This window comes from Segnochrobactrum spirostomi (assembly GCF_009600605.1).
GTDB lineage: Bacteria > Pseudomonadota > Alphaproteobacteria > Rhizobiales > Segnochrobactraceae > Segnochrobactrum > Segnochrobactrum spirostomi.
In genome coordinates, this window is the sequence record NZ_VWNA01000001.1 from 2,310,055 (window position 1) to 2,320,937 (window position 10,883).

Below are 10,883 nucleotides of genomic sequence, written 5' to 3' on the forward strand. Positions count from 1 at the left end.
AGACAAAAGGAAAGGGCGGCCCCGTGGCCGCCCTTTCTGCATTTCAGGCAAGGTATCAGGCGCTCAATAGCCCCGCTTGGGATCGACGAGATGCTCCGGCGGCAGACCGCGTTCGAGGCGCGCGATCTGGCGGACGACGAGGGCCATGATCTCGCGGGGGCCGGAATCGGCCGCCACATGGGGCGTGATCGTCACCTTCGGATGGCCCCAGAGCGGGCTCGCCGCGGGCAGCGGCTCGGTCTCGAAGACGTCGAGGGTCGCCGCGCCGAGGGTGCCGTCGTCGAGGGCGGCGAGGATGTCCGCCTCGATCTGGAGCCCGCCGCGCCCCGCATTGACGAGGATCGGCGGGCCGAGGACGCCGTCGCGGGCGAGCCCCGAGAACAGCCGATAATTCAGAATGCCGCGCGTCTCCGCCGTGAGCGGCAGGAGCGTGACGAGAATGTCGGTGCGGGCGAGGAAGGGGGCGAGCCCCTCCACGCCGTGGAACACCTCGACACCTGCGACCGTCCGTGCCGTTCGCGCCCAGCCGGCGACGCGGAAGCCGAGTCGCGCCAGCACCTCCGCAGCGTCGCGGCCGAGCTCGCCGAGGCCGAGCAGGCCGACCCGGACGGCGGAGGCCGCCTCCTGCGGCGGGCTCGCCCACACCCGCCGCGCCTGCTGGTCGAGATAGAGGCGCTGCCGGCGATGGTGCGACAGCACCTGCAGCACCACCCATTCGGTCATCCGCATGGTGAGGTCGGGATCGACCGTGCGGGCGATCGGCACCGCGGGGAGGAGCGGATCGGCCAGGACGTGGTCGACGCCCGCGCCGAGGCAGAGCGCGGCCTTGAGGTTCGGCAGCCCCGCGAGGGCGCCATGGGGCTGCTTCCAGAGGAGGGCGTACTCGATTGCGGCGGGATCGTAGGCGTCGCGGCCGTGGACGGCGATCGTCCGGTTGGTCAGGGCGGCGCGGGCCTCGGCCTCCCAGGGCGCAAGGTCCCATCCGGTGATGGCGAGCAGGATTGTCATCGGGGGCTCCGAGGAGGCGCGGTGTCTCAGACCGCGCGGCGGGCGGCGGGCTCGGCGGGCGAGGCAGCGCGTTCGGTGCGGCCGTCGTCGACCTCGAGGCTTTCGAGCCGGTTGCCGCGGCGGGCGATCTTGTCGGTCGAGATGACGATCTGGTCGATGTCGTTGGTGACCTGACCGAAATGCTTGCCGAGGGCGCGCACCCGCTCGTCGAGCCGCACGATGTCCTCGACGAGCTTGCGCACCTCGGACTGGATCAGGTGGGCCTGCTCGCGCATCCGCTCGTCGCGCAGGATCGATTGGACGAGCTGGATCGACAGCATGAGGAGCGAGGGCGAGACGAACACCACGCGGCCCGCGAGCGCCTTGGCGACGACGTCCTCGTAGCGTTCGTGGAGTTCGGCGAACAGGGATTCCGAGGGGATGAAGAGGAGCGTCGTGTCCTGGGTCTCGCCGGGGATCTGGTAGCGGGCGCGCAGATCCTCGACATGTTTCATCACGTCGCGGCGGAACTGCGCCTCGGCCGCCTTCGTGGCATCCGGCGTTTCCGCCGCGCGCACGCGGCTCCAGGCCTCGAGCGGGAACTTCGCGTCGATGACGAGGACCGGCTGGCCGTTCGGCAGCCGCACCACGCAATCGGGCCGCGTGCCGTTCGACAGCGTGGCCTGGAAGGCGAAGGTGCCCTCGGGTAGGCCGTCGCGGACGATCGCCTCCATGCGGCCCTGGCCGAAGGCGCCGCGCGATTGTTTGTCGGCAAAGATTCTCTCGAGCTGCCGGACGTGGCCGGTCAGATCGCCGATGGTGCGCTCCGCCTTGTCGATCACCGCGAGGCGCTCGGCGAGGCGGCGCAGGTTCTCGTGGGTCGCCTGGGTGCCCTCGGTCATGGTTTGACCGAGGCGGTGACCGAGGCCGTCGAGGCGGTCGGTGAGGGCGCGGGCGAGGTCGGATTGCCGGGAGCCGAAGATTTCCGCCATCGTCTTGAGGCGGACCGCGGTCTCCTCCTGGGCGCGTTGCAGGGCCTCGAGCCGCTCATGGGCTTCGTCGCTCTCGCCGTGGCCGCCGGCCCGGGCGAGCGCGGCGCCCACGAGACCGGCGACGAGCAATGCGAGCGCCGCGGCGGCGACCAGAGGCCACCCCGAGACGCTCGTTTCGGCGATCGAGAAGACGATGTCCTGCATTGCCCCCTTCTACCCGATTCGCCGTCGTACCGCCCGGGATCGCGGGCAGGGCGGGGGCGGGGAGGGGCGGCGGGATCAGCTCGCGTAGCGGCTCGCGTCGGCGCCGTAATAGTTGATGTAACGCGTGTTGATGCGATCGACCGGCAGCACGATGAAGACGTCGGTGGTGCCGAACTGACGATCGACCACCGCGCCGTCGCCGATGTAGGCGCCGATGCGGAGATAGCCCTTGATCAACGGCGGCAGGGCATGGAGCGCGGCGCGGGTGTCGATCGTGTCCTTCGCCATCCGATTCATCTCGACATAGCGGCTCTCAAGCGCCCGCACCCGCCACTCATCCGGCGCGCGGCAATGGTGGTGCAGGAAGGACAGCGGGGTCGCGAGGGCGTCGGGATCGGTCCCTTCGAGGGAAGCGACGCCGATCAGGGCATCGACCCTGTGTTGCAGGGTGTAGGCCCAGACCCCGTGCCAAAGCAGCTCCACCGTCCGCTTGCTGCGATAGGGCGCGAGCACGCAGGAGCGGCCGAGCTCCAGGAAGGAGTGGCCGGGATGGGATTGGATGATCGGCGCGATATCGTATTCGGAGGCGGTGTAGAAACCGCCGTGGCGCTCGGCGATCTCTTGGCGGAGCAGCCGGTAGGTGCCGACGACCTGCGGCTTCTTGCGCCGGAACGGCTTCGGCGCGGCCGCATGGTCGAGCACCAGCATGTGGTCGCAGATGGCGTCGAAGGCATCGGAATCGCGCCGCGTCGTCTTGGTGACGGCATCGGCGATGGCCGACATCTCATCGTAGAAGACGTGGTAGCGAACGCTCTGGGAGCGGCGGATCTCCCCCTTCGTACGGGCAAGGCGCACTTCCAGATCGCCCAGTCGGCCGAGCGTCGGCGCCTCGGGATCGAGCGGCAGCAGGCGGGTGCCGGGGAGGCGGAGGCCAGGAAGAGCGTTGAAGCGGCGCAGGCCCGCTCCGGTCCCGTGGTCGGCCCGGCGCGGCATCGGGAAGCCGGCGGGGAAGCCCTTCAGGAAGGGCAGCGGCCCGGGCGCCGGATCGGTCCCGGTCTTGGCCGCGGCGTTGGTCGCAGCCGGCGGGAACACATGCTCGGCGAGAGCCTGGGGCAGGAACGGCGGCATTTGGGGCTCGGACTTTTCCGATCGTCTCATGCGTTCCCTCCCGCGGGCCGATCTCGCGGGCGATTCGCCGCAGCCCGGTCGGTGCGGAAAGCCCGTCTACGCCCAGCCCGTCGGTGAGCGCGTTCACGTCGGGTCGGCCGGATCTCGACCCGCGCAGCGGCGCGGCGCCTCATCAGCCTCCGCGCATGACTCACCGAGAAAACATAGTTTGCCGACACTTCTATGACAACTGCGACGGCGCAGCATCTCGTGCGCCCGCCCGTGCGCGGGGGGTATGCGGACGCGCCTTCGGCGTGGTTCGCAACCCTAAGCCGCCACCGCGGCGAGGCTCGGGCCGGCGGAGCGCAGGGCGAGCGCCTCCGCGAGGTGATGGCGGCCGACGCGATCCTCGCCGTCGAGATCGGCGAGGGTGCGGGCGACCTTGAGCACGCGGTGATAGCCCCGGGCGGACAGACGGAGGCTCTCGGCCGCGCCGGCGATCAGCGCACGGCCCGCCGCGTCGGACTCGGCGACCGTCTCGATGAGGTTCGGCCCGCACTCGGCGTTGAGACGCGCCGGCACACCGAGCGCCTCGAACCGCGCCGTCTGCCGCGCCCGCGCCGCCGCGACCCGGGCGGCGACCTCGGCCGAACCCTCTGCCGGCGGCGGCAACGTGAGATCGGCGGCGGAGACCGCCGGCACCTCGATCCGCAGGTCGACGCGGTCGAGGAACGGGCCGGAGAGGCGGGCCTGATAATCTGCGGCGCAGCGCGGCCCGCGCCGGCAAGTGTGGCCGGGTTCGCCGGCGAGCCCGCAGCGGCAGGGGTTCATGGCGGCGACGAGCTGGATCGAGGCCGGGTAGGCGACGCGATGGTTCGCCCGGGCAATCACCGCCTCGCGGTTCTCCAGGGGCTGGCGGAGCGCGTCGAGCACCTGGGGGTGGAATTCGGGCAACTCGTCGAGGAACAGCACGCCGTGGTGGGCGAGCGAGACCTCGCCGGGCCGGGCCCGGAGGCCGCCGCCGATGTGATTTTTCGGAGATAATGAGATGAAGTGCCGATTCGTTCTCCTCGTTGGCCCCGAAATGGCGGACCATAGTTCTCAAATCAGGCGAGACGGGATCGCCTTTTTTCGCAGCGAATGCGACACGATTGGAGGTCGCCGGTGACCCGAATTATCCCGCCCAGCCATCGTTCAATTACCGGATCGTTGCCGACGCGATTTCCGGAACGACAGCTTCACTATGAGTCGAAGCTTGAGCGCGATTTTCTCATTTTTCTGGAGATAGATCACGAGATTGAGGCGGTTGTAACTCAGCCAATCACAATTGATATTTTTGTCGATGGGCGTCGACGTCGATACACGCCTGATGTACTTGCTATCTGGTGGGATGACGTGTATTTCCCGTATGGGAAGCGCAGGGTGATTTTTGAAGTAAAGCCGCGTTCTGTGCTTAAAAAAGATTATGAAAAGCTTGCTCCCAAGTACCGTGCCGCGAAGGCGTACTTTGAGGCAAGGGGAGTCGGCTTCCGCGTGATCACCGACCGCAGCATTTATTGCCCTAGGCAGGCGAATGCCGCGCTGATCGGCCCGGCCATGCGGCGCCCGCTTTCCCAAGACATCATATCAACCGTTCGCGCAATCCTCACCTATCCCGGAGTGGCCAGTCGCTCCCTAAGTGAGGTTAGGAAGCTTCTCGTCGCGGACGGGCTCCTACGCGACACCGCACAGCAGGCTCTGCTACATATGCTTGGCATGCGATATTTGGTCGCAGATCTCGCTGCGCCGATCGGTGACGAGACGAGGGTGAGATGGTGGGCCGACGTGATTGCCGAGGAGGCCGCGCTTGAAACGGATTAATTTCAGCGTTGGAGAGCAGGTTTCAATCGGTGGTCGAGTTGGCCGCTTTGTGAGGATCCTGGATTTCAATCGCTTCCTTGTCCGCTTCGAGAGCGGCGACGTCCGCCTCGTTGCGCCGGGTGACGTTGATCGCGATGGAAATACCCTAGACGTCAAGCGTCACTTCGACGATTGCACCCCGGCCGAAATTGAACTGGCCTACCGATGGCGCGACGCGCTGCGCCCACTCCTGGACCAAAGCACCGAGCGAGGTGGGCGCGATGCGGTCGTCGCCTCGGCTGCTGAAATGCTCGGGGTCAGCCGCGCGACCGTATACCGACGGTTGGATCAGTGGAACGGGGATCCAGTGAGCCTCCTGCCGGGAAGGAGATCAGGCGGCCGAGGGCGCAGTCGATTAGGAGACGAAAGGGATGCTTTGCTTTCGTTCCTAATCGATAAAGAGTACCTCAATCGCAAGCAACGGAACGTCAAAGAGTTTTACGACGATTTCCTACTGCCGGCGTTTGCTGACGCAAAGCTCCCGTCTCCAAGCTTACCCACAGTCTATCGTCACATTGAAGCTCTCGATCCGGTCTTGGTGATTGAGCGCCGTATCGGCAAGCGGGCGGCGCGAGATGCGAAATCCAAAATGATGGGAAAATTCCCATTTGGCACGGCGCCCCTTTCCTGCGTTCAGATAGACTACTGGCCTTACGACGTTGAGATCGTGGACGATAACTACCGCATCCCGATCGGCCGTCCATGGCTTGCGATGGCCATCGACACCCACACTTGTATGCCTACGGGCTACGTACTCACCCTGGATGATCCTTCAGCCAGCGTTGCCGGGGCGGCAGTCTTCCACTCCATCACCCGTAAGGAGCCTTGGCTTCGCGCGATAGGCGTGGATATGACTTGGCCGGTATGGGGACTTCCACTGATCGTGATGGCGGACAACGCCAAGGAGTTCCGCGGCACAATGCTTCGCCGGTTCCTCTCTCAGGAGGATCGGGAGCTCCTGAATAGGCCCGTCAAACGTCCCCAGTTTGGCGCGCACATCGAGCGATTCTTCGGCACGCTCGCCAGGAAAGTGAAATCAGCGCCAGGCGCAACTGGCTCCAATGTCGTTGAGCGTAAGACGCGCGACAGTGCCAAGACGGCGAGCCTTACGTTGCAAGAGCTCGAGCTACACCTTCTGAGCGTTCTGAAAGAATACATGAATACCGTGCATGCCTCGCTTGGAGGGCTGACGCCACTTCAGAAATGGCGTTCGTGCTTCTTCGAGGATGGAGTGCAGGTGCGGGAATTACCAGAGGAGCCCGCTAATCTCGAGCAAATACGTGTTGAGCTCCTGCCGTTTAAGATGCTCACACTGCAGACTTATGGGATCCGCTGGGACAAAATTAGTTACGATTCCGACGAACTGGTCGCGATGCGCCACCGGTACTCCCGCCATAAGGGCAAGACTTTTACTGTGCGGCGGGATTCGCGAGACGTGAGCCGCGCCTATGTCTGGGACCCGGATAACAAACGCTATCTGACGGTTCCCTATAGGCACCCGGAAGGACCGCCGATGAGTGTATGGGAGCTCCGTGCGTTGAGGGCAGAGTTCAAAGAGAAAGGCCGGCGTGCGTTCACAGAGCTTGAGATATTCGACGCTTGCAAAGAACGGCGCCAACGGCAGGCGCTGCTTGAAGAGGCAGGCAAGCTGACCCGCAAAGCGCAACGCGAGAACCAACGCCGGCGCAGCCAGGGGGCGGCGATCGCGCGCGAGCAGATCATCATTGCGGCGACTGCTGCGCGCGCCGAGCAGGTCATCCCGATAGCCCGCAGCGGGCCGTCGCCTCATGATCCGAGTAGCACGACCTATGTAATAACGCCCACGGCTGCACCAGACGAGGCTGGGGACGACTATGACGATTTGGACATCTAATGGAACGCCCTCCGATCCCTGCCAAAATCGCGACGGAGGCCGACCTGGGGCACTTGCATCCAAAGGCTCAGGCTCTTGCTCATCTCCCGTTAGAGGAGCGGATCATCGCTCGGTGGCCAAGCCTTTGGATTGGGCATCGGGCGGCTGATGATGTCTTCAAGACGCTTGATCGCTACCTCCTTACGCCGCCCTCGATCCGTCCGCGCAATCTTCTGATCTTTGGCGAGTCCGGCGTTGGAAAATCAACGATCCTAAATCGCTGGGAAAGCCGCGTCCGCGCCGACAATGCGAAACGCGTGGAGAGCGAGGATCATGACGGTGCCGGTGAATGGGTGGTCTTGCCGGCCATCCGATTTCAGACGCCACCTGCGGGAGATGAGGCAAAGCTCTACAACAACATCCTGCTTGAGTTTGGTATGCGGCTTTCGCCCTCCATGGCGCTAGCACAAAAGGAGCTGATGGTCCGCCGACTTATCGCCCAGTGCGGCGTGAGAGTCATGCTGATGGACGAGTTTCACAACGCGTTGTCAGGTCGGTTCGACAAGCGCCTGCACTTTAACGTTCTAATCAAGAACCTGACCAACGAGACCGGCGTGCCGATCGTCGCTGCCGGCACCGAGAGTGTGGACCAAGTCTTTCAGAAGGAGGATCAGCTCAACCGGCGATTCAATCGGTTAAAGCTGGAACGCATGAAGATGGATGGCGAATGGCGTCGGATTCTTCGCGCCTACGGTAAACTCATACCCCTTCGTCGGCCTAGTGACCTGTCTGAGGCGGGTCTGTCTGAGCGGCTGTATGCACTGTCCAAAGGCGTAATCGGCGAACTTTCCAACATCCTCTATGACGCAGCATTGGCTGCGGTCGACAGCGGGGAAGAATGCATTACGGATAAGCTAATCCGGCTCATTAGATGATCACAGAAGTCGAGGCCATCTTCCGTAGGTGGAAGGAGAGCTCCGACCCTACGAAGGCGCGCCCCTGGCCGTTTCGACCTCAGCCTCGTCACGATGAGCTGCTGTCGTCGTGGTTTTTGCGCGCCGCACAAGGACTCGAGCTGAAGCCCTACACGCTGGCTCACATGACGTGGCAATCAACCCCTCCTGTCTTGACTCGCGATATCGATAACTTGGCCGACCCGCGGGTGGTTGGCGGAATGGCCGCCAAGACCGACACTCCCATCGATCGAGCCTGGGGAACTACGCTCGCTGCGTTCGACGGTTCGCTCGTGGAAAGCTATGTCCCTGGAGGTAGGAACGCTTGGGTCCTGCAACTCGGAGTGTGGCACCGCATCCGCAACTTAGCCGGTCTGCAGTTTTGCCCAGCATGCTTAGCCGAGACGGCCTATTTCAAGCGCGCCTGGCGCATAGGGTTCGTCACATGCTGCGCGGTGCATGGTGTGAAGCTTCTAGATCGGTGCGGTGAGTGTGGCGGTACGGTAGAGCCACATAGATCTCTGGCTATATGCAGTTGTTCACGGTGCGGCGCCGACCTCCGCGAGGGCGCGCGCGTCAGAGCCGGCCGGCGCGTTGTTAAGCTCCAGGCACATGCGTCAGCCATTCTGGCACGTGGCTGGGGTTATCTCGGAGAGAATATCTTCAGCTGGAGCCATCTTTATTTCGAGACCTTGCGCATCATTGCCAAGGCTTTGGCGCATGGTCCGCGCTCAGAAGCTCTCCGTCGTGTTGTAGCTCGGCGGTACGGAGGCGATCCTTCCCCGTTTCCTTGGAGCAGCGGGCGCAGTTTGGAGCATTTCAGCGTTCATGATCGCTACCGACTCGTCGATCTTGTAGCGCCACTTCTGAAAGAGTGGCCAACTCGTTTGGTCGAGGCCTGTCGCGAGGCAAGGATGTGGCGAAGCTGGATCATCCACGATGACCCCTGCCCCCCCTACGCCCTTGCAAGCATTGTAAATGAGCATCTTTCCCTAGGTTCCTATAAGCCATCCGAAGTGGAGATTCGAGCAGCACTTGCCTATCTTGACCGCATCGGCGGTCCGATCTCGAAGGCCAAGCTCGTGCGGTTGATCGGCGACTGCGAGGCCGTAGATGCAATCATGCAGGTGGAGGCTAATAATCGTCTGTGATCGCGCTCACCTAAGTAGCCCGCAACCTTTAGAGGAGCCGTGCTGCGCCGCGCACCAAGCGGGCCGATGACGGACTGACCAAATTTCAGCGCTATAGGCAGCAGCAGCGTCATTGAGGCGTGAAGCTGCGGCGTCGATTGCTTCGGAGCCATGCGACGAGCACGCCGCCTATATCGCGAGCTTGCTCAAGGCGCCGAAAGACGACAAGCGCTTCATCTTCCAGGCCGCGAGCCACGCGCAGTGCGCCGTCGGCTTCCTCCATGGCTGCCAGCGCTCATCGACGAAGACGACGGCCCGCCGCCTCTCATGCTGCCGGGCGACGTCAATCATAATGTAGCTAATTTAGAGCTATCTTATGATTGACAAATGCGCATAAAATAGCTACATCATAGCGACCTCCACGGGGATCGCCATGAGCAAGAAGACCATGACACTCAACCTCACCGAGGCGGAGATGAGTGCCCTTGAGGCGCTGTGCGCCAAGAAGGACCTCAGCAAGACCGGCCTGATGCGGCAAGCCCTGCGGCTCTACCAGATGATCGATACCCGGGTGGAGCGCGGCGGCAAGCTGTATTTCGAGGACGACCAGACGAGAGAAAAGTCGGAAATCATGATGCTATGACATCGTATTCCGTCTTCATCATCGACGCGTCCTCGCGCCAGCCTGTCGAGGCCGAACTGCTCGATACGATCGGCGAGCGACAGCTGCTGGACTGGCAATTCCAGTGGCGCCGGACTCTGGAGACCTATCTGCGGCGTCTTGCCGACAACGGGGTGACCCGGCAGGGTCTCGACTGGCCGCAGAGCTGGCATTGGGACTGGCGCGCAAAGATCGACGAAGTGCGCGGTCTGCTCGGCCACACGGGATACAGCGTTATCTGTAGGGATGTGACCCAGGGCATGATGCGGCTCGATCTGGCGAGCCGCCTGGCGCGTCTTGACGGGCAGGTGGGCAAGCCGCTCGTTTATATCGACTACCTCGAAATCGCGCCCTGGAACTGGAACGAACCCTATGCCGATCCGCCGCTTTATCGCGGTATCGGTCAGGTGCTGATCCGGACCGCGATCCAGAGGAGCTTCGACGAAGGCTTCCACGGTCGTGTCGCCCTTCATTCCCTGCCGCAGGCGGTCGCGTTCTACGAACGCTGCGGCTTCACCAATCTTGGCACCGATCCGAACCAGTATCGTGGACTGCTACCCTACTTCGAGATCACGACGGAGCAAGCCAGGACGTTCTTATGAGGAGAAGCGCAATGACCTACAGCATCACAGCTGATTGGGCCCTCGCCAGGGCGGCGCTCGATGAGACGTCGACCCCCAGCGCAGGCCCCCTTTCCGCCCGTCCCCATGTGCCGGGCGAAGCCTTTTGGCTCCGCGGCGAAGAAACCCGTCTGGCCTTCGCCCGCTTTGTCAACATGGCGCGCCGCCAGCGCGGCTGGTCGATCGAAAAGCTCGCCGATGACGCCGACATCGAGGTCGGCGAGCTGATGAGCATCGAGCAGGACGGCGGTCACGAGCCTGAGCTGCGCACGATCTGGCGGCTGTCCGAGGTCTTCGATGTATCGCAGGCTCGACTGATGGAGCTGGCGGGACTGGCTTCCCCGAAGGACACACAGGCTATCGAGGAAGCTGTCCGCTATGCGGCACGGTCTACGGCCATCACAGCCCTGACAGCCGAGGAGCAGGCCGCCTTTGACGGCCTCGTTTCCGTGCTGCGCGACAAGGCGAAGTAACGGGC

Annotated in this window: 10 protein-coding genes and 2 pseudogenes; 8 read left to right on the plus strand and 4 right to left on the minus strand. The window is 63.7% G+C overall.

Annotated elements, in window-relative coordinates; translation table 11 throughout:
* Positions 1–63: 63 nt before the first annotated feature.
* The 4 genes and pseudogenes from F0357_RS10410 to F0357_RS10425 all read right to left on the minus strand — a co-directional run.
* Positions 64–1,008: a 2-hydroxyacid dehydrogenase gene (locus F0357_RS10410; protein ID WP_153480815.1), complete on the minus strand. Its 945-nt coding sequence runs from the start codon at positions 1,006–1,008 to the stop codon at positions 64–66.
* A 26-nt stretch (positions 1,009–1,034) separates the two neighbouring features.
* Positions 1,035–2,183, minus strand: coding sequence for a DNA recombination protein RmuC (locus F0357_RS10415; RefSeq protein ID WP_153480818.1), 1,149 nt, complete (start codon positions 2,181–2,183; stop codon positions 1,035–1,037).
* 75 nt (positions 2,184–2,258) lie between these two features.
* Positions 2,259–3,176: a l-ornithine N(alpha)-acyltransferase gene (gene olsB, locus F0357_RS10420; protein ID WP_153486641.1), complete on the minus strand. Its 918-nt coding sequence runs from the start codon at positions 3,174–3,176 to the stop codon at positions 2,259–2,261.
* Positions 3,177–3,617: 441 nt separating this feature from the next.
* Positions 3,618–4,358: pseudogene (locus F0357_RS10425) on the minus strand (ATP-binding protein); the annotation flags it as partial.
* A gap of 96 nt (positions 4,359–4,454) precedes the next feature.
* Between F0357_RS10425 and F0357_RS10430 the strand changes: the two are divergent.
* The 8 genes and pseudogenes from F0357_RS10430 to F0357_RS10460 all read left to right on the plus strand — a co-directional run bounded on the left by F0357_RS10430 (position 4,455) and on the right by F0357_RS10460 (position 10,878).
* Positions 4,455–5,150 (plus strand): TnsA endonuclease N-terminal domain-containing protein, encoded by a 696-nt coding sequence (locus tag F0357_RS10430; RefSeq protein ID WP_208948284.1) that lies wholly within the window; start codon positions 4,455–4,457, stop codon positions 5,148–5,150.
* A complete protein-coding gene (locus F0357_RS10435; RefSeq protein WP_153480828.1) occupies positions 5,137–7,062 on the plus strand; it encodes a TnsB C-terminal domain-containing protein in 1,926 nt (641 codons plus the stop codon). The genes F0357_RS10430 and F0357_RS10435 overlap by 14 nt, the downstream gene beginning before the upstream one ends.
* On the plus strand, positions 7,062–7,976 hold the full coding sequence (locus F0357_RS10440) for a TniB family NTP-binding protein (protein ID WP_153480830.1): 915 nt from the start codon (positions 7,062–7,064) through the stop codon (positions 7,974–7,976). Before F0357_RS10435 ends, F0357_RS10440 begins: the two co-directional genes overlap by 1 nt.
* Positions 7,973–8,455, plus strand: a pseudogene (locus F0357_RS25485) (TniQ family protein); the annotation flags it as partial. The gene F0357_RS10440 and the pseudogene F0357_RS25485, both read left to right, overlap by 4 nt.
* 348 nt (positions 8,456–8,803) lie before the next feature.
* Entirely contained in the window at positions 8,804–9,145 is a 342-nt protein-coding gene (locus F0357_RS24495) for a hypothetical protein (protein WP_246161422.1), read from the plus strand.
* 412 nt (positions 9,146–9,557) lie between these two features.
* Positions 9,558–9,767, plus strand: a complete 210-nt coding sequence (locus F0357_RS10450; protein WP_153480835.1) for a ribbon-helix-helix protein, CopG family — start codon at positions 9,558–9,560, stop codon at positions 9,765–9,767.
* Positions 9,764–10,387, plus strand: a complete 624-nt coding sequence (locus F0357_RS10455) for a GNAT family N-acetyltransferase (protein WP_153480837.1) — start codon at positions 9,764–9,766, stop codon at positions 10,385–10,387. The genes F0357_RS10450 and F0357_RS10455 overlap by 4 nt, the downstream gene beginning before the upstream one ends.
* 11 nt (positions 10,388–10,398) lie before the next feature.
* Positions 10,399–10,878 (plus strand): helix-turn-helix domain-containing protein, encoded by a 480-nt coding sequence (locus tag F0357_RS10460; RefSeq protein ID WP_153480840.1) that lies wholly within the window; start codon positions 10,399–10,401, stop codon positions 10,876–10,878.
* The last annotated feature ends 5 nt before the right edge of the window (positions 10,879–10,883 follow it).